This is a genomic window from Arthrobacter sp. SDTb3-6, from assembly GCF_013376095.1.
Taxonomy (GTDB): Bacteria; Actinomycetota; Actinomycetes; order Actinomycetales; family Micrococcaceae; genus Specibacter.
In genome coordinates this window covers 62,476-80,437 of the sequence record NZ_JAAMFN010000014.1, presented here as the reverse complement: position 1 = coordinate 80,437, position 17,962 = coordinate 62,476, and the positions used below count along the sequence as shown (strand labels likewise).

At 68.2% G+C, this 17,962-nt stretch carries 18 protein-coding genes and 2 riboswitches; of the genes, 12 read left to right on the top strand and 6 right to left on the bottom strand.

The annotated features are described in order from the left end of the window. Positions 1 to 6: 6 nt before the first annotated feature. Positions 7 to 492 (bottom strand): cation:proton antiporter regulatory subunit, encoded by a 486-nt coding sequence (locus tag G6035_RS08985; protein WP_176616745.1) that lies wholly within the window; start codon positions 490 to 492, stop codon positions 7 to 9. 112 nt (positions 493 to 604) lie between these two features. On the opposite strand from G6035_RS08985, the gene dcd reads away from it, so the two are divergent. Continuing rightward, on the top strand, positions 605 to 1,180 hold the full coding sequence (gene dcd, locus G6035_RS08980; RefSeq protein ID WP_176616744.1) for a dCTP deaminase: 576 nt from the start codon (positions 605 to 607) through the stop codon (positions 1,178 to 1,180). Here the strand turns inward: dcd and G6035_RS08975 are convergent. Further along, entirely contained in the window at positions 1,177 to 2,505 is a 1,329-nt protein-coding gene (locus tag G6035_RS08975; RefSeq protein ID WP_176616743.1) for an MFS transporter, read from the bottom strand. The genes dcd and G6035_RS08975 overlap by 4 nt on opposite strands. Before the next feature lie 199 nt (positions 2,506 to 2,704). Here G6035_RS08975 and G6035_RS08970 point away from each other — a divergent pair, with 199 nt between their 5' ends. The 6 genes from G6035_RS08970 to mnhG are packed head-to-tail and all read left to right on the top strand — an operon-like array spanning position 2,705 to position 9,074. Next, entirely contained in the window at positions 2,705 to 5,686 is a 2,982-nt protein-coding gene (locus tag G6035_RS08970) for a Na+/H+ antiporter subunit A (RefSeq protein ID WP_176616742.1), read from the top strand. Beyond that, positions 5,683 to 6,222, top strand: a complete 540-nt coding sequence (locus G6035_RS08965) for a Na(+)/H(+) antiporter subunit C (protein ID WP_176616741.1) — start codon at positions 5,683 to 5,685, stop codon at positions 6,220 to 6,222. Before G6035_RS08970 ends, G6035_RS08965 begins: the two co-directional genes overlap by 4 nt. Continuing rightward, a complete protein-coding gene (locus G6035_RS08960) occupies positions 6,219 to 7,847 on the top strand; it encodes a Na+/H+ antiporter subunit D (RefSeq protein ID WP_176616740.1) in 1,629 nt (542 codons plus the stop codon). Before G6035_RS08965 ends, G6035_RS08960 begins: the two co-directional genes overlap by 4 nt. Continuing rightward, positions 7,844 to 8,446, top strand: a complete 603-nt coding sequence (locus G6035_RS08955) for a Na+/H+ antiporter subunit E (protein WP_176616739.1) — start codon at positions 7,844 to 7,846, stop codon at positions 8,444 to 8,446. The genes G6035_RS08960 and G6035_RS08955 overlap by 4 nt, the downstream gene beginning before the upstream one ends. Before the next feature lie 5 nt (positions 8,447 to 8,451). After that, complete coding sequence (locus G6035_RS08950; protein ID WP_176616764.1) at positions 8,452 to 8,718, top strand: monovalent cation/H+ antiporter complex subunit F; 267 nt, start codon at positions 8,452 to 8,454, stop codon at positions 8,716 to 8,718. Continuing rightward, complete coding sequence (gene mnhG, locus G6035_RS08945) at positions 8,715 to 9,074, top strand: monovalent cation/H(+) antiporter subunit G (RefSeq protein WP_371130935.1); 360 nt, start codon at positions 8,715 to 8,717, stop codon at positions 9,072 to 9,074. Before G6035_RS08950 ends, mnhG begins: the two co-directional genes overlap by 4 nt. Positions 9,075 to 9,098: 24 nt before the next feature. On the opposite strand, the gene G6035_RS08940 is transcribed toward mnhG, so the two are convergent. Beyond that, positions 9,099 to 9,359, bottom strand: a complete 261-nt coding sequence (locus G6035_RS08940) for a DUF4235 domain-containing protein (RefSeq protein ID WP_176616738.1) — start codon at positions 9,357 to 9,359, stop codon at positions 9,099 to 9,101. Positions 9,360 to 9,795: 436 nt separating this feature from the next. Between G6035_RS08940 and G6035_RS08935 the strand changes: the two genes are divergently transcribed. The 5 genes from G6035_RS08935 (at position 9,796) to G6035_RS08915 (ending at position 15,764) form a co-directional block, all read left to right on the top strand. Continuing rightward, entirely contained in the window at positions 9,796 to 10,743 is a 948-nt protein-coding gene (locus G6035_RS08935) for a plastocyanin/azurin family copper-binding protein (protein ID WP_256127855.1), read from the top strand. A 122-nt stretch (positions 10,744 to 10,865) separates the two neighbouring features. Then, a riboswitch (TPP riboswitch) is annotated at positions 10,866 to 10,987 on the top strand. Between the two features lie 44 nt (positions 10,988 to 11,031). Further along, entirely contained in the window at positions 11,032 to 11,658 is a 627-nt protein-coding gene (locus G6035_RS08930) for an ECF transporter S component (protein WP_176616736.1), read from the top strand. Positions 11,659 to 11,660: 2 nt separating this feature from the next. Then, positions 11,661 to 13,301, top strand: a complete 1,641-nt coding sequence (locus G6035_RS08925; protein WP_176616735.1) for an ATP-binding cassette domain-containing protein — start codon at positions 11,661 to 11,663, stop codon at positions 13,299 to 13,301. Then, positions 13,298 to 14,095, top strand: a complete 798-nt coding sequence (locus G6035_RS08920; RefSeq protein ID WP_176616734.1) for an energy-coupling factor transporter transmembrane protein EcfT — start codon at positions 13,298 to 13,300, stop codon at positions 14,093 to 14,095. The genes G6035_RS08925 and G6035_RS08920 overlap by 4 nt, the downstream gene beginning before the upstream one ends. A gap of 136 nt (positions 14,096 to 14,231) precedes the next feature. Then, positions 14,232 to 15,764 (top strand): UDP-N-acetylglucosamine 1-carboxyvinyltransferase, encoded by a 1,533-nt coding sequence (locus tag G6035_RS08915; protein ID WP_176616733.1) that lies wholly within the window; start codon positions 14,232 to 14,234, stop codon positions 15,762 to 15,764. A gap of 25 nt (positions 15,765 to 15,789) precedes the next feature. On the opposite strand, the gene G6035_RS08910 is transcribed toward G6035_RS08915, so the two are convergent. From G6035_RS08910 to G6035_RS08900, 3 genes are read right to left on the bottom strand one after another with little or no spacing between them, the layout of a single operon-like run. Next, a complete protein-coding gene (locus G6035_RS08910; protein ID WP_176616732.1) occupies positions 15,790 to 17,001 on the bottom strand; it encodes an O-succinylhomoserine sulfhydrylase in 1,212 nt (403 codons plus the stop codon). A 53-nt stretch (positions 17,002 to 17,054) separates the two neighbouring features. Continuing rightward, complete coding sequence (locus G6035_RS08905; protein WP_176616731.1) at positions 17,055 to 17,447, bottom strand: rhodanese-like domain-containing protein; 393 nt, start codon at positions 17,445 to 17,447, stop codon at positions 17,055 to 17,057. Next, positions 17,444 to 17,704, bottom strand: a complete 261-nt coding sequence (locus tag G6035_RS08900) for a DUF1737 domain-containing protein (RefSeq protein WP_176616730.1) — start codon at positions 17,702 to 17,704, stop codon at positions 17,444 to 17,446. The genes G6035_RS08905 and G6035_RS08900 overlap by 4 nt, the downstream gene beginning before the upstream one ends. An 83-nt stretch (positions 17,705 to 17,787) precedes the next feature. Then, positions 17,788 to 17,909: riboswitch (SAM riboswitch) on the bottom strand. Between the last annotated feature and the right edge of the window lie 53 nt (positions 17,910 to 17,962).

The following is a 17,962-nucleotide window of genomic DNA, read 5'->3' as shown; positions in this document are numbered from 1 at the left end:
AGCGATCTACAACCTGGACTGCAGGATTTGGGCTGCCTTTGCCAGGCCTGTCTCCGTGCCCACGATGACCACCAGGTCGCCCACTTCCAGGATCTGGTCCGGGCGCGGGGAACCGATGACCTCGTCGCCGCGCAGCAGGGCCACGATGGACGTGCCGGTCAGGGTGCGCATTTGGGTGTCGCCGAGGGGACGGCCGGCATAGGCGGTTCCTTCGCGCAACAGAATTTGGTGGGTCGTGACGCCCGTGACGTCCTTTTGTTCGTTCGCAAGCTGGGCGATGAGCTGGGTCGATCCAAGAAGCGTCCCCAGCGCCGAGGCTTCCTCGGCGGTGAGCGGGATGGACGCTGCACAGGCGTCGGGGTCGTCCACGCGGGAGAGGATCAGTTCGGTGTGGCCGTCGCGGTGGGTTACCACACCCACCCTGCGGCCGGTGGCGAGGCGAACTTCGCGGCGGACGCCGATGCCCGGAAGAGGGGTCTCTTCAATATTCATGCTCTTACCTTAGTCGTGGTGGGCTGCCGATTGCCGTAAAGAATTCAACGTCCGGGGCGCAGCAATTAGTCCACGGCGCTTCGGGTGGGCGGGCATGCGCTATTTTTAGAGGGTGCTGATCTCAGACCGCGACATCCGAGCCCAAATTGACGCTGACCGGATAGTCCTGGACCCCTATGACCCGTCCATGGTGCAGCCCTCCAGTGTCGACGTGCGCATTGACAGGTATTTCCGGCTTTTCGACAACCACCGCTATGCCCACATCGACCCGGCCGAGGAGCAGCCCGAGCTGACCCGCCTCGTCGAGGTGGACCCGGAAGACGCGTTCATCCTGCACCCTGGCGAATTTGCCCTCGCCTCCACCTATGAAACCGTCACGCTGCCCGACGACGTCGCCGCCCGGCTGGAAGGAAAGTCCTCGCTGGGCCGCCTGGGCCTGTTGACCCACTCCACCGCAGGTTTCATCGACCCCGGCTTTTCCGGGCACATCACCCTGGAGCTCTCCAACGTGGCCACCTTGCCGATCAAGCTGTGGCCCGGCATGAAGATTGGCCAGCTGTGCTTCTTCCAGCTCTCCTCACCGGCCCAACATCCCTACGGCAGCGGCCAGTACGGCAACCGCTACCAGGGCCAGCGCGGCCCCACGGCGTCGCGGTCCTTCAAGAACTTCCACCGCACCTCGATCTAACGCCCGGCGGCGTGAAGTTCGGGCCTTTTGACCGGCAGCAGGAGGGCCAGGCCGAGCACCAGCACCAGCACGATCCCCAAGATGCCCCAGCGCTGGGTGCCGAACACGGCGATGAACACCGTGAACATGGCCGGGGCCAGGAAGGACACGGCGCGCCCGGTGGTGGCGTAGAGGCCAAACAACTCGCCCTCCTGCCCCTCCGGCGCGAGCCTGCCGATGAAGGTGCGTGCCGATGACTGGGCGGGTCCCACAAACAGGGTCAGCAGCAGCCCGAAGATCCAGAACGCCGTCTTGCCGTGCAGGAAGAACAGGGCGCCGCCGCAGACAACGAGTCCGGCCAGCGACGTCACGATGACGGCCTTGGGCCCCACCACGTCGTCGAAGAAGCCGGCGGACATCGCCCCCAGGGCAGCCACCACGTTGCCGGCAATGGCGAAGATGAGCACATCGCCGGTCTTGAACCCGAAGGACCCCACGGCTATGACTGCCCCGAAGGTGAAGATCGCGGCGAGCCCGTCGCGGAACACGGCGCTGGCGATCAGGAAGAACAGGGTGTGGCGGGACGTGCGGGCCAGCCGGACGATGGTCCTCCACAATTCCCGGTAAGCCTGGAAAAAGCCGAGACGGGGCATCAGGGGGTTGCGGGGCGATTCGGGGATGGCAAACATGACCGGGAGGGCAAAGACCAGGATCCACACGGCCGAAAACACGGCGACGGCCCGGTATTTCATGCCGTCGGCGCTGGTGATGCCGAAGGCGCCGACGTCGGGCTTGATCAGCCCATAGTAGACCAGCAGCAAGGCCACAATGCCGCCCAGGTAGCCGGCCGCCCAGCCAAAGCCGCTGATCTTGCCGATGGTGGACCGGGTGGAGATCTGCAGCAGCATGGCGTTGTAGTTCACGCCCGCAATTTCAAAGAACACGTGCCCGGCGGCAATGAGCAGGCAGCCGAGCACCAGGTAGGACTCGTGCGGCTGGACAAAAAAGCAGGCGCCCGTCAACAGTGCCACGACCACCGTGTTCACGCCCAGCCACAATTTCCGCCGCCCGCTGTGGTCGGTGCGCTGCCCCGTGACGGGGGCCAGCAGGGCAATGGCCACCCCGGCCAGCGACACCATGAGGCCCAGCACGGCCGAGGCATGGTTGGCGCCGCCAAAGGAATCGCCGGTCAGGTACAGGGCAGTGAAGATGAAGGTGGTCATGACGGCGTTGAAGGCAGCCCCGCCCCAGTCCCACAGTGACCACGCCGTGATCTGCCACAAGGTGCCCGGTGGCTTGGCCGCGGTGGCGGGCGGTACGGCAGCGGCCGGAGGGAACTCAGTCATAGGGCACATGCTATAGCTCAATGGCGTCCCACGGGCGGACGTTAAGAATCGACTTTTTCGCGTGATGATGCCCACTCCGCGGGCCTGTCCCTGTGCGGCGCCGGCCACGGACGCTGCGGGCCTTGATAGGGTTGAACGGTCGGGAACCGACCTTACTCCTGCAAGTCAGACGTCCAGCCCGAACCCTGCGGAGCCCACTTTGTTGATTGTCCTTTGTGCACATTTCATCGTGGCCATTTTCGCGCCTGCCTTGTTTTCGCGGTTTGGGCGCGCCGCCTTTTACCTCCTCGCCGCCGTCCCCGGCGCCAGCTTTGCCTGGCTCCTGGCCCAGTACGGGGCCGTCTATTCAGACTCTGCGCCCGGCCCCACGCTGGACATCGCCTGGATCCCTGCCCTGGGCCTGGACCTCACCTTCCGCATGGACCAGCTGTCCTGGCTGATGTCCCTGCTGGTCCTGGGCATCGGCGCGCTGGTGCTGGCGTACTGCGCCCGTTACTTCAAATCGGACGACGCCGGACTGGGCGGCTTCGGTGCGCAGCTGCTGGCGTTCGCCGGGGTCATGTTTGGCCTGGTCACGGCCGACAACCTGATCCTGCTCTTTGTGTTCTGGGAACTGACCACCGTGTTGTCGTACCTCCTCATCGGTTATGCGCGGACCCGCATCGCTGCCCGCCGCGCGGCACTGCAGGCCCTGGTCGTCACCACCCTTGGAGGGCTGGCCATGCTGGTGGGGCTGATCATGGTCGGCGAAGGTGCCGGTACATACAGCCTTTCCGGCATCCTGGCGAAGGCCCCCGAGCTGGTCGCCGCCGGGGGCACGCCGGGGGTGGTGCTGGACATCGGGGTGGCCCTGGTCCTGGTGGGCGCCGTGACCAAGTCGGCGCTGCTGCCGTTCCACTTCTGGCTCCCGGGGGCCATGGCGGCGCCCACCCCCGTCAGCGCCTATCTGCACGCCGCTGCCATGGTGAAGGCCGGCATCTACCTGGTGGCACGCCTGGCACCGGGCTTTTCCGACACGGCGTACTGGCAGGTGCTGCTCACCGTCCTGGGCCTGGCCACGATGGTGTTGGGCGGCTGGCGGGCCCTGCGCCAGCACGACCTCAAGCTCATCCTGGCCTACGGCACGGTAAGCCAGCTGGGCTTCCTGACTGTCGTTGTGGGCCTGGGAAGCCGGGAAGCCGCCATGGCGGGGATGTCCATGGTGCTGGCCCACGCCCTGTTCAAGGCGGCCCTGTTCCTGGTGGTGGGCATCATCGACCACCAGTCCGGCACCCGCGACATCCGCGAGCTGTCCGGCGTGTTCCGTTCCGCGCCGAAGCTGGGGGTGGTGGCCCTGGCCGGTGCCGCCTCCATGGCCGGGCTGCCGCCGCTGGCGGGCTTTGTGGCCAAGGAATCGGTGTTTTCCGCCTTCGAGGCGAATGCCCGCTACGGGCCTGCCGGTCCGGCGATTGGCGCCCTGGTGCTCGGTGTCATGGTGTTGGGCTCCATTTTGACGTTTGCCTACAGCGCACGGTTCCTGTGGGGCGGCTTCGCACGCAAGCCCGGCCTTTCCGTGACCGCCTTCCATCCCGTGGGCTGGCTGTTCCTCGGCGCCCCGGCCCTGCTCAGCTTCCTGACCGTGGTCCTGGGCCTGTTCCCCGCGCTGATGGAAGCGTGGATTTCCCCCTACAGTGCCCGCTTCCCCGCGGACGGCCCGCACGGGCTGCACCTGGCGCTCTGGCACGGTTTCACGCTGCCGCTGGCCCTCAGCGCCGTGGTGGTGGCCGGCGGCGTGGGCCTGTTCCTGGCGCGCGGCCGCTTCGAGGCACTGCAGGCCAAGGTGCCGCCGGTCCTTGACCTGGAACGCGGCTACCGGCAGTCCGTGGTGGCCCTGGACATGGTGGCCATCTGGGTGACCGGCCGCACCCAGCGCGGTTCGCTGTTCTTCTACCTCTCCGTCATCCTGGCAACCGCCATTGCCTCGGTGGGGGCCGTGCTGGTGCTGACGGGGCCAAACTGGGCGGCACACTCCTACGTGGTGGACCCCGGTTCGCCGTTCCAGGTCGTGGCCGGTGCCGCCATCGTGGCCGGCGCCGTCGCCGCCGCCCGGGCGGACAAGCGCTTCATGGCCGTGCTGATGGTTTCGGTCACCGGATATGGCGTGGCGATGATCTTTGCGCTGCAGGGGGCCCCGGACCTTGCCCTGACCCAGATGCTGGTGGAAACCATTGTCCTGGTGGCGTTCGTGCTGGCCATGCGCTCGCTGCCGGCCGGACTGCGGGAACGCACGGGCGGCGGGCGCAAGGTGGTGCGCATCCTCCTCGGGGTGGGATTCGGCGCCGTCATGGTGGTGGTGGGCATCGTCGCGATGGGCTCGCGCATCGCGACGCCCGTCAGCCTGGCCCTGCCCAAGCTGGCCTATGAGGGCGGCGGGGGCCTGAACGTGGTGAATGTGACCCTGGTGGACATCCGCGCCTGGGACACCTTCGGGGAGATTTCGGTGTTGGCCGTCGCCGCGACGGGCGTGGCCAGCCTGATCTTTGTGCGGGGGCGCGGACAGCGCCTGGCCCGGGCCGAAACGGTGGCCACCGGCAGCATCGGCCGCATTGGCGGGCCGGGCAGGGTCCCCAGTCCCGTCGCCAGGCTGGCCAAGCGATTTGCCGTGGTGCCCGCCAACCCCTGGCTGGTGGCGGGACGCACGTTGGCCCCGGAGCAGCGGTCCATCATTTTTGAGGTGGTCACGCGGCTGGTGTTCCACAGCATCATCGTGCTGTCCATCTACCTGTTGCTGGCGGGCCACAACGGCACCGGCGGCGGCTTCGCCGGCGGCCTCGTGGCGGGGCTGGCCCTGGCCATCCGGTACTTGGCCGGCGGCCGCTTTGAACTGGCCGAGGCGACGCGCGTCTCTGCCGGGACGCTGCTGGGGCTGGGCCTGGCCGCGGCGGCACTGACCGGGATCGTGCCGCTGTTCCTGGGCGGACAGGTCTTTCAAAGCGCCATCTTCAGCTTTGGGCTGCCGGTCTTCGGCCATGTCAAGTTCGTCACCTCCACGCTGTTCGACATTGGCGTGTACCTGGTGGTGGTGGGGCTGGTCATCGACGTGCTGCGCAGCCTCGGTTCCGAAATTGACCAGCATGAGGAGGACGGGATGGGTGCCATCACGCTCATCGAGGACGACGAACCGTTGGAGGTGGTCCGGTGAGCGTCAACCTGACCCTGCTGCTGGTCATGGGGGTGCTGTACGCCATCGGCATCTACCTGCTGCTCGAACGCAGCCTGACCCGGGTGCTGCTCGGGTTGATGCTGCTGACCAACGCCACCAACCTGCTGCTGCTGGCCACCGGCGGCTATGCCGGGCTGGCGCCCATCTTCAGCAAGGATATTCCCGCAACGGAATATAACGACCCCCTGCCGCAGGCGTTCATCCTGACCTCGATCGTCATTTCCTTCGCGGTGACGGCATTCATTCTCAGCCTGATCTACCGCTCGTGGCTGCTCAGCCGCGCCGACCACATCCAGGACGACCGTGAGGACCGCCGCGTCGCAGCGCAGGACGCCTTCGACGCCGAGGAAGACTCCGAGATTGCCGTGGAGGTCTCCGACTTCCATGAAAACAACCAGCCCGCGGCCAGCCGCGAGATGATCCGGAAAGTGACCTTGAAAACTACGGCACGGAAGAATGCGGCAACCGGCATGGAAGGCCCGCGCGAGGGACCGGACGCGGGGGCCGGCGCATGAGCATCGCATCCCTGGCCCCGCTCGCCGTCGCCCTGCCCATGCTCGGTGCGGCCCTGGCCTTTGTGCTCATCCGCCACCCCCGGGCGCAGCGCCGCGTCAGCCTGGGCATCCTGGCGGTGACGCTCGGCCTGGAAGTGCTGGTGCTTGCCGTGGTCTGGACCTCCGGCCCCGTCGCGGTGCATCTCGGCGGCTGGGCGCCGCCCTTCGGCATCGTCATGGTGGCGGACCAGTTTTCCTCGCTGCTGCTGGTGGTTTCCTCCGCGGTCAGCCTTGCCGTGCTGGCCTATGCCTCCGGGCAGGGCGCGGCGGACGGTGAGGAAAGCGGGCCCGTCTCCGTTTTCCACCCCACCTACCTGATCCTCGTCGCCGGTGTGTCGAACGCCTTCCTGGCCGGGGACCTGTTTAACCTCTATGTGGGTTTTGAGATTCTGCTGACCGCCAGCTATGTGCTCATGACGTTGGGCGGGACGGGCTCACGCATCCGCGCCGGCATCACCTACGTGGTGGTCAGCGTCGTCTCCTCACTGCTGTTCCTGATTGCCATCGCGATGGTTTACGGGGCCACCGGAACCGTGACGCTGGCGGACCTGGCCGTGAAGCTGGGCCAGCTGGATCCCGGCACCCAGCACTTGCTGCATGTGCTGCTCCTGGTGGCCTTCGGCATCAAGGCCGCCGTGTTCCCCCTGTCTTTCTGGCTGCCGGACTCCTACCCGACGGCGCCGGCCCCCGTGACGGCGGTGTTCGCCGGGCTCCTGACCAAGGTGGGCGTCTATGCCATCATCCGCACCGAAACGCTGCTGTTTCCCACCGACCATTTCAATGCCGTGCTGCTCTGGGTGGCGCTGCTGACGATGATCGTGGGCATCCTGGGCGCCCTGGCCCAGACCGACATCAAGCGCCTGCTGTCCTTCACCCTGGTGAGCCACATCGGGTACATGATCTTCGGCGTCGGGCTCTCCTCGGTGCTGGGCCTGGCCGCGACCATCTTCTACGTCATCCACCACATCACCATCCAGACCAGCCTGTTCATGGTCACCGGCCTGGTGGAGCGGCGCGGCGGGACGTCCGCCATCGCGCGGCTGGGCGGGCTGGCCAAACTCTCACCCGTCCTGGCCGTGCTGTACTTCATCCCCGCCATGAACCTGGCCGGCATCCCCCCGTTCTCCGGCTTCCTGGGCAAGCTGGGCCTGCTGCAGGCCGGCGTGGCGGACGGCTCGCCGCTGGCGTACACGCTGGTGGTGGGCGGCGTTGTGGCCAGCCTGCTGACCCTGCTGGTCATGGCCCGCGTGTGGAACCGGGTGTTTTGGCGCAGCACCGCCGACGCCGAGGAACCTGACCCCGTGCTCCTGGCCACCGCGCCGGATGCCGCCGGCGGACGCAGCATGCGCGCGCTGCGCACCAGCCTGCACGTGGACGCCGTGGAAGGCCGCTTCTCCGGTGACAACGAGATTCCCATCCTGCCCAAGATGATGGTCCACTCCACCCTGGGGCTGGTGGCGCTGGGCGTGGCCCTGAGTGTCTTTGCCGGACCCCTGTTTGCCCTCAGCCAACACGCGGCGGAGGGCATGGTGGCCCGCACTCCCTACATCCAGGCAGTGCTGGGCACCGGGACGGTGCAGCCATGAGCCGGCCGGCCGCGGGGGGAAAATGGCACCGCTTCTGGCAGAAGCTGCCGCTGCTGGTGTGGCTCGTGGTGGTGTGGGGCGCCCTCTGGCAAAACTTCAGCCCCGGCAACCTGCTCTTTGGGCTGGCGATAGCCTGGGGCGTGTCCCGGGCGCTGTACCTGCCGCCGGTGGAGCTGAGCGGGCGCTTCAACCTGCCCCGGGCCCTGTGGTTTGCGTTGTGGTTCCTTAAGGAAATCATCGTGGCCAGCTGCCAGGTTTTTCTGTGGGCGGTGGCCAAGGGGCCCCGGATCCGCAATGCCGTGGTGGCCGTGCCCCTGCGCAGCCGTTCCGACCTGGTCATGACGGCCGTGGGGCACGTGCTCTCGCTGATACCCGGCTCCCTCGTGGTGGAGGTGGACCGCGGCACCTCCACCTTGTACGTGCATGCGATGAACGCGCCTACACCGGACAGCGTGGAGAAGGTGCGCACGGGCATCCAGGACATCGAGGTAAAAATCATCCGCATCATGGGCAGCCGGCAGGAACTCGCCGCCCTCTCCGAAGAGGCGCGGACCCCTGGCCGCCCGGCCCAGGGAACACCGCCCAAGGAGGCACAGTGACAGGCTTGCACATTGTGGTGGTGATTGCCGCCGTCGTACTTTCCCTGGCAGCGGCCGGGACCATCTACCGCATCGCGGCGGGGCCCTCGCTGCTGGACCGCGTGATAGCCGCCGACGTCCTGCTGGCGATCTTTGGGGCGGGCCTGGCGATGGAGATGGCCGTGAACCGGGACACGGGGAACCTGGTGCTGCTGGTGGTGATCAGCGTGATCGGCTTCATCGGCTCCGTCACGGTGGCCAGGTTCGTGGCGCACCGGAAGGGGGAGGCGTGAGCGTCCTTGACGTGCTGACCGCCATCTGCCTGCTGGGCGGGGCGCTGATGAGCCTGGCCGCGGCGATCGGGCTGTTGAGATTCCCGGACTTGATGAGCCGCATGCACGCCGCGACCAAGCCGCAGGTGCTGGGCCTGTTTTTGATGCTGGCCGCCGTGGGCCTGCAAATGCGGGCCTGGGCCCTGGTGCCGCTGCTTCTTGTGGCGTGGCTGTTCCAGCTGCTCACGGTCCCGGTGTCCGCGCACATGGTGGGCCGTGCCGGGTACCGCACCAAGCACCGGCGCCCGGAACTGCTCAGCACGGACGAGCTCAACGACGTTGTGGCCGCCGTCGTGGACGACCGGGACGAAGAGTAGCGCCGCGGCTGCCAACCGTTCGGGCTAGACCTCTTCGGGGTGCTTGTTGAACCGGGCGATGGCCTTTTGCGTGGTGCGCCCGGCAATGACCTGGATGATGGCGGCCACGGCGGAGGACACCAGGGCGAAGGCCAGGGCCGAACGCAGGCTGTTTTCCAGGTCGGCGCCGTCCTTGGGCGGCTTGTTGCCGGTGCCCTTCTCCCAGGCGACGTCCACGATCTTGCCGGCGGCAAACCCGGCGGCCAGGCTCACGCCCGTGCCCAGCAGCTTGAAGACGATATTCACAATGACTCTCCTTGGTGTGCGGCGGGCTTGATGCGCTGTGAAAGTTCCCTGCCAGCCTAACGGGTCAGCGGGCCGGGGCAAGCAGGATGCGGCGGTACTTGGACGGAATTCCCTGACCACTTGTCGACAAGCCTCCCGCCCGGGTGCACCATGGGAAGTGCGTGTTCGCGGGCTGTCAGTTGTCCTTGACGGCGCTGCGGGTGCGCCGGGCAGTGGCAGCACAATGCCCCATCATCAACGCCCCGCCCGCCATGGCGGGCGGCGCGCATTGGACCCGGAGCTCAGGGGGTTCCATGCGCATCCGGTCCCGCCGGCATGCCGGCCGGACAGAGCGGGCCCCCTTGAGGGAGGGACCATCTCGCGCGGCCGCCTGGCCAGGGGGCCTCAGCTTTCGAGAAGGGAACGACCCATGAGGCGTCGTTTGGAAAATCTTCGCTTGAACCATCTTTCTTCGCGCAAGGTGCCGGTGCTGGTTGCCGCACTCTTGGCGCTGCTGGTGCCGCTGGCACTTTCGGGCCCGGCAGTCGCCGACCCCGGCGCAGGAGGGCAGGGCCCGCAGACCTGGACAGTCCTGGCTGGAAACGAGTCACCGGACCAGGCCATCCAGAGCATGGCGTTTTTGCCCACCGACGTCTATGTCGACGCGGGGGACACCGTCACCTGGCAGGCGAACTCGGCCGAGCCGCACACCGTCACCTTCCTGCCGCCCGGCGCGCCGTTGATGGCCTTCAACCCCGGTGACCCGACGCAGCTGTTCCCCATTGGCGGCAGCACCTACGACGGGGCGTCCTACTACAACTCGGGCATCCTGACCAACGTGTCCGACAGCGGCTTTCCTGCCGTGGCGAGCTACAGCCTGCAGTTCCCCACAGCCGGCGACTTCACGTACTACTGCCTGGTGCACGGGGCGATGATGAAGGGCACCGTCCACGTGGCGGCGGCCGGCACGCCGTACCCCTACACGCAAAACGACTACAACAGGCAGAGCCGGCAGCAGGCACAAGGGATCCTGCTGGACGGGCGCATGCTCTGGAATGCAACGGCAGCGCAGGCTGATTCGCACCACGTCTACGTCGGCGCCGACGACGGGGTGGCCATGGTGATGCGCTACATCCAGCCCACGGTGCGCATCCATGTGGGCGAAACGGTCACGTTCATCAACAGCGGAATGGCGGCCCCGCACACGGTCACCTTTGGGACGGAGCCGGTGAACTTCTATGCCCCGGTGGGCGATCCTGCGGCGTTTGCCGGCGGGGACCTGAATTCCGGGCTCATGCTCCCGGGATCCACGTTCACCGTCACCTTCACGAGGGCAGGGACCTTCAGCTACATCTGTGCCCTGCATGACTACATGGGCATGGTGGGCACGGTGGTGGTGGGGTAACGCCGGAACCCCGCCCAGCCAGGCACGACGGCGGGCGGCCGGCCACCCGGGCCGGCCACCCGCCGTCGTGCGCCAGGAACGTTGGCCGAGGCACGCCGCCGCGGGTAGACTGAAGCCGCAATTCAACACGACAGGGGAGCGTCCCGTCCCGGATCCCGGAACAGGGCGCTGAGAGTGCGGTCCGCCGCAGACCCTCGAACCTGCTCCGGCTAGTACCGGCGAAGGGAGTCGAGTTCTCTTCGGTGCGCGGAGATACCGCCGCACCGCCCCTCCTGCAAAGGAGGAAACATGAGCGAGTCAGTCGCGGGCAATTCCGCAAACCCCAAGGCAGCACCCAAAACCACGTGGCGCGTGGTGGACATTGTGGTGGCCGCCGTCCTGTCCGTCGCCGTGGGCGTCATCTTCTGGCTGTGGTCTGCCGCCTACGGCGTGATCGCGGCTGCCACCGCCGCATTCCCGCCCCTCGGCGGACTCTACGGCGGCGGCTGGCTGATCGCCGGCGTCATCGGCGGCCTGGTGATCCGCAAACCCGGCGCGGCGCTGTTCTGCGAAATCGTGGCGGCCATTGTGGAGGCGCTGCTGGGCAGCTCCTTTGGCTTCACCGTCCTGCTCTCCGGCCTGGTCCAGGGCATCGGCGCGGAGCTCATTTTCGCCGTGGTCCGCTACCGACGCTTTTCGCTGCCGGTGGCGCTGCTGGCTGGCGCCCTGTCCGGTGTGGCGATGGGCATCAACGACTCCCTGGTCTGGAACGTGGAGTGGGCGTTTGTCTGGAAGCTGGTCTACACCGTCTTCGGTGCCATCTCCGGCGCCGTCATCGCCGGGCTGCTGTCCTGGCTCGCCGTCCGCGGGCTGGCACGCACAGGCGTCCTGGCCAACCTGACCTCCCGCGGCGCCGCCACCGAACCGGTGGTGTAGCCGTGGGGGCAACGGCCCCGGCTGGCGGTCCGGGCCGGGCCGCCGGGCTTGGCGTGGCACCCGCCCGGATCAGCGCCAAGGGGTGGGGCTGGCAGCATTCGGGCCGCGCCGCCAAGGCCGTCCACGACCTCGACCTGGAGATCGCGCCGGGCGAACGCGTGCTGCTGCTGGGGCCTTCGGGCGCCGGAAAGTCCACGCTGCTGCACGCGCTCGCCGGCGTGCTTGGCGTCGATGAGGACGCGGACGAGTTTGGGTCCCTGCTGATCGACGGCGCACCCGTGGCGGAGTCTCGCGGACGCACCGGCCTGATGCAGCAGGACCCCGATTCCCAGGTGGTGCTCTCCCGCATCGGCGACGACGTGGCCTTTGGTGCCGAAAACCTGGCCGTGCCGCGGGAGGAGATCTGGCGCCGCGTGCCCGCGGCGCTCGAGGCCGTGGGCCTTCGGCTGCCGTTGGACCACCCGAGCTCCGCGCTGTCCGGTGGCCAAAAGCAGCGCCTCGGACTGGCCGGCATGCTGGCCATGCGCCCCGGCCTGCTGCTCCTGGACGAGCCCACGGCAAACCTGGACCCGGCCGGGGTGGTGGACGTGCGCGACGCCGTCCGGAACAGCCTGGATGAAACCGGCGCCACCCTGGTGGTGGTGGAACACCGCGTGTCCGTGTGGCTCGACGTCGTGGACCGGATCGTGGTGCTGGCTCCCGAGGCGGCGGGGGAGCCCGGCGGCGTGCTGCTGGACGGCCCGCCCGCCGCGGTCCTGGCCCAGGCGGCGGGCATGCTGTCCGCCGCGGGCGTGTGGGTGCCCGGGCACGTGCCCGCCGTCCGTCCGCGCACCGGCTTTCCCCCGCACGACGACAGCACGGACCTTTTGCTTGCGGCGGAGTCCCTGGCGGTGTCCCGGGCCAAGGGCCGCCGGCGGCACCCGGCCGTGCCGGCCGCCGTGGTGCCGTCCGTGCGGATTTCCGCCGGGCGGGCGCTCAGCGTGACGGGGCCCAACGGGGCCGGGAAATCCACGTTGGCACTGACCCTTGCCGGGCTGCTGCCTGCGGCGGGCGGACGGCTCGAAGCCCTTGAGCCGCTGGCGCGGGGCGCCGGCAGCGCGCCGCTGAAGTGGCGCGGCCGGGAGCTGATCAGCCGGATCGGCACCGTGTTCCAGGAACCGGAGCACCAGTTTGTGACGGGCAGCGTGCGCGAGGAACTGCTGTTCGCCCCACGGCTGCTGGGACACGGCGAAGACGGCGTGGACGGCCTGCTGGAGCGGCTGCGGCTGGCCCACGTGGCGGGCGCCAACCCCTTCACCCTCTCCGGCGGCGAAAAGCGCAGGCTGTCCGTGGCCACGGTGCTGGCCGCCAGCCCGCAGGTGCTGGTCCTGGACGAGCCCACCTTTGGGCAGGACGCCAACACCTGGGCGGAGCTGGCCTCGCTGCTGACCGAACTGCTCGACGCGGGCACGGCCGTGGTCTCCGTAACCCACGACGCCACGTTCTCCCAGGTCCTGGGCGGGGACCGGCTGGTCCTCGGCGCCCCGGCCGGGGGGGCTGCCCCGGTTGAGGCCCGGGACCATGACGGCCCCGCGGACCGCTCGGCGGATCCGGCGGTCGCTGCGCCGCCGGCCAGGGCGGCCGGCAAGGCGGTGCGGCGATGAGCGTGGACATCCTGGCCCAGCCCCGGTCCCGGGCCTGGCTGGCGGGCGCGAATCCCCTGGCCAAGCTCGGCGCCGGACTGGCCATCACCCTGGTCCTGCTGGTCACCATCGACTGGGCGTCCGCCACGACGGCGCTGGTGCTCGAGTGTGCCGTGCTGCCGCTGGCCGGCCTGGGTGCCGGCATGCTGCTGCGGCGTGGCTGGCCCATCCTGTTTGCCGCCCTGGTGGGCGGCTATGGCACGGCCCTGTTGGCCCCGAAGACGGGGGAACTGCTGCTGGCGGCGGGCCCGCTGGTCTTCACCACCGGCTCGGTGGAATCCGGTGTGGCGATCGCGCTGCGCAGCCTCGCCATCGCCCTGCCCGGCGTCATCGTGCTCGCCAGCACCGACCCGACGGACCTGGCCGACGCACTGGCGCAGAAGCTGCACCTGCCGCACCGCTTTGTGCTCGGGGCCCTGGCCGCGATGCGCCTGGTGGGCCTGCTGGTGGCGGAGTGGCAGACGCTGGGCATGGCCCGGCGGGCCCGGGGCGTCGGCGGGGAGCCGGGCTTCTTCAGCGGGCTCAAGGCCTCGCTGGGACAGGCCATGGCACTGCTGGTCCAGGCCATCCGCCGCGCATCCCGGCTGGCCGTGACCATGGAGGCGAAGGGCTTTGGCGCCGGGCCCCGCACCTGGGCGCGGGGGTCCACCTTCAGCCAGCGGGACGCCTGGGTGGCCGCCGCCGGAGTGGTGATTGCCGCGACTGCGGCGGTCGCCGCCGTCGTGCTGGGCACCTGGAACCCCGTGCTGGGGTAGCCTTGGCGTGGCCGGGGCCATGACCCTGTTGAACCATTTATCGCACACAGTGATTAACGGCACGGATAATTCGACATTCACAGCGAATGCGTCACTAAATACCAGGCAAATATGCGTCCCATGATATAAAAGTTTCATGACTCAAGTGGCTGCAGAAACCGTAGGTGTAATGGTCCGGGATGCCCGCAACGACAAGGGCTGGACCCAGCTGGAACTCGCAGCGCAATTGGGCACCAGCCAGAGTGCCGTGGCACGCATGGAACAGGGCAAGCAAAACCTGAGCCTGAAGATGATCCAGCGCATGGAGTCGCTGCTGGGCCGGCGGATCGTGAACGTCGGCAATTCGCCCAAAAACGTGGTGACGCACCTGCGCGTGCACGGCGGCCGCGAACTCTCCGGCAGCGTGGAGGTCAACTCCAGCAAGAACGCCGGTGTGGCCCTGCTGTGCGCCAGCCTCATCAACCGCGGCACCACCACGCTGCGCCGCCTGGCCCGCATTGAAGAGGTCAACCGGATTGTGGAGCTGCTGACCAGCATCGGCGTTGAATGCCGCTGGCTGAACGCCAACGACCTCCAGATCCGCCGTCCCGCCGTCCTGGACCTGGCGTCCATGGACGTTGAGGCGGCCAAGCGCACGCGCTCGGTCATCATGCTGCTGGGTCCGCTGCTGGACCAGGAGGACGTCTACCGCATCCCCTACGCCGGCGGCTGCGACCTCGGCACCCGGACCGTGGAGCCGCACATGCAGGCCCTGCGCGAGTTCGGCCTGGCCGTCACGGCCCACAACGGCTTCTACCAGGTGCAGGCACCCTTCAGCGATGGCGAGGACAGGACCTTTGTGCTGACCGAGCGCGGGGACACGGTGACGGAAAACGCCATCATGGCCGCCGCGCACCGGGTGGGCACCACCGTCATCCGCAACGCCAGCCCCAACTACATGGTCCAGGACCTTTGCTTTTACCTGCAGGGCCTGGGCGTGGAGGTGGAGGGCATCGGCTCCACAACGCTGACCATCCGCGGCAAGTCACGCATCGACGTTGACATTGAATACGCGCCGTCCGAGGACCCGATCGAGGCCATGAGCCTGATCACCGCCGGCATCGTGACGAAGTCCGAGGTCACCGTCACGCGCGTGCCCATCGAGTTCATGGAAATTGAGCTCAAGGTCCTTGAGCAGATGGGCTTCCGCTACCGGAAGTCGGCGGAATACGTGGCCCGCAACGGCAAGACCCGCCTCGTGGACGTCACCACGCTCCCCTCCGAACTGCACGCGGCGCCGGACAAGATCCACCCCATGCCGTTCCCGGGGCTGAACATTGACAACCTGCCCTTCTTCGCCGTCATCGCCTCCTGCGCCGAGGGCACCACGCTGATCCACGACTGGGTCTACGAGAACCGCGCCATCTACCTGACCGAACTGAACCGCCTGGGCGCCGGCGTGCGACTCCTGGACCCGCACCGCATCGACATCAAGGGCCCGACGGCGTGGCGCGCGGCCGAGATCGGCTGCCCGCCGGCGCTGCGCCCGGCCGCCTGCATCCTGCTGGCCATGCTTGCCGCCAAGGGCACCAGCGAGCTGCGCAACATCTACGTCATCGAGCGCGGCTACGAGGACCTGGCGGAGCGCCTGAACACCATCGGCGCGGAGATCGAATACTTCCAGGACTAACCCGCCGGGGACGGCGGCGTTCGAACTAGATCGCGGCGAGGGCCTGCGCCAGGTCCTGCTTCAGGTCGCCCAGGTCCTCCAGGCCCACGGAGAGGCGCAGCACGCCGTCGGACAGGCCGATGGCGGCGCGGCCCTCGGGGCCCATGGCCCGGTGCGTGGTGGTGGCCGGGTGCGTGATCAGGGACTTCGTGTCGCCCAGGTTGTTGGAGATGTCCACGATCCGCAGGGCGTTCAGGAGCTTGAAGGCGGCGTCCTTGCGGGTGCCGGACGCCGGCTCGGCCAGTTCAAACGTCAGCACCGTCCCGCCGGCCTTCATCTGCTTCCGGGCCAGCTCGTACTGCGGGTGGGAGGGCAGCAGCGGGTACTTGACCCAGCTGATCTGCGGCGCCGCTTCCAGGAATTCACCCAGGGCCAGGGCGCTGGCGCAGGAGGCGTTGACACGCAGGCCCATGGTCTCCAGGCCCTTGGTCAGCACCCAGGCGTTGAACGCGGACAGGGCCGGGCCGGTGTGGCGCATCAGGTTTTTCACGGGGCCGTCAATGAAGTCCTTCGTGCCCAGGATGGCTCCGCCGAGGACCCGGCCCTGGCCGTCGATGTGCTTGGTGCCCGAGTACACCACGACGTCCGCGCCAAAGTCGCCACAGCGCTGGAGCAGGGGCGTGGCGAACACGTTGTCCGCCACCACCTGGGCGCCCGCGGCATGGGCCAGCTCGCAGACGGCGGCGATGTCCACGATCTCCTGCATGGGGTTGGATGGCGACTCAAAGAACACGGCAGTGGTCGGCACGGCCAGGGCTTCGCGCCACTGGTCCAGGTCCGGGCCGTCCACAAACACCGTTTCCACGCCCCAGCGGGGCAGCAGTTCATTGAGTATCACGAAGCAGGAACCGAAGAGGGACCGGGAAGCCACCACCCGGTCCCCGGCACCCAGCAGCGCGCCCAGGGCGGTAAAGACGGCGGACATGCCCGACGCCGTGGCAAAGCAGGCCTCCTTGCCCTCCAGCAGGCGCAGCCGCTCCTGGAACGTGGCCACCGACGGGTTGCCATAGCGTGAATACACAAACCGGTCCACCCCGCCGGTGAAGGACGCCTCGGCGTGTTCGGCAGATTCGTAGACAAAGCCGGAGTTCAGGAAGATGGCCTCGGACGTCTCCTGGAAGTTGGTCCGGTCCAGCCCTCCCCGGACCGCCTGGGTGTCTTCCGCCCACGTGGCGGCGTGCTTATTAAAGTTGCTCAAGTGTGTGTCCTTAGCTTTCGCTGGTGGGGCCGGGTTCTGAGGGTGCGGGGCGGTTACTTCCAGGGCAGGCGGCGGTTCTTCCAGCCGTTGACAATCCTGTCCCCGTAGCCGTCCGGCACGCCCTCAAAGCCCTCAAGCACGTTGAAGGCCGTGTATCCGGCGGCCGTGGCTGCCTCGGCGGCGGCAATGGAGCGGGCGCCGGAGCGGCACAGGATCACCAGTTCCCTGCCGGCGGGGACTGCCTGCTGCAGTTCGGCCAGGAAGTCCGGGTTGGGCCGGCCCGTCGCATGGCTCCACTGGATGAAGACCGGCTCGGCGTCGAGTGCGGACAGGTCCGGCACGCCGATGTGCGCCCATTCGCCGTCGGTGCGCACGTCGACCAGGACGGCCCCGGCGGCCACCTTGTCCCAGGCCTGGGCGGGTGCCAGGTCGCCGGCGTAGCTCATGCGATGCCCTCGCCGTCGAACTCCTCGGGGTCCTCCAGCTGCGAGACGGCGTTGGCGATGGCGGCGTCGGAGGCGGCCACGGCGTGGGGGAGGACCACGGCCTGGGCGCAAATCACGGACGTGCCGTTGAAGGTCACTGCAGGGCTTCCGTGCAGGATGTAGCCCTCGGCCAGGGCGGCGGAGATCCGCTCGCAAAAGGAGCTGTCATCCGGGCCGGTGATCAGCCGGTAGGCCAGCGGGGGTGCGTCAACGCTCATGGGTACTCCTCAAAGCAGGTGGCCGCGCCTGCAAGCGGGTACCGGGCGGTGGGAGGGCCGGAGGGACCGGGCACGCCGCGGGCAGTTCGCGCTTGCAAGCCGCAGCCGTGGGTGGCCGGGTTTGCCGAGTAGTCACCTGAGGCACCCCGCCGAGACAGAGGGTTGCCGTCCAGCAAGTCAGGGCTTGGCGCTGGAACTCGTTACTCACTTGAAAACTAACATACCGCCCCTGGCTGCGGGTCGAACCGCCGGGGAAAT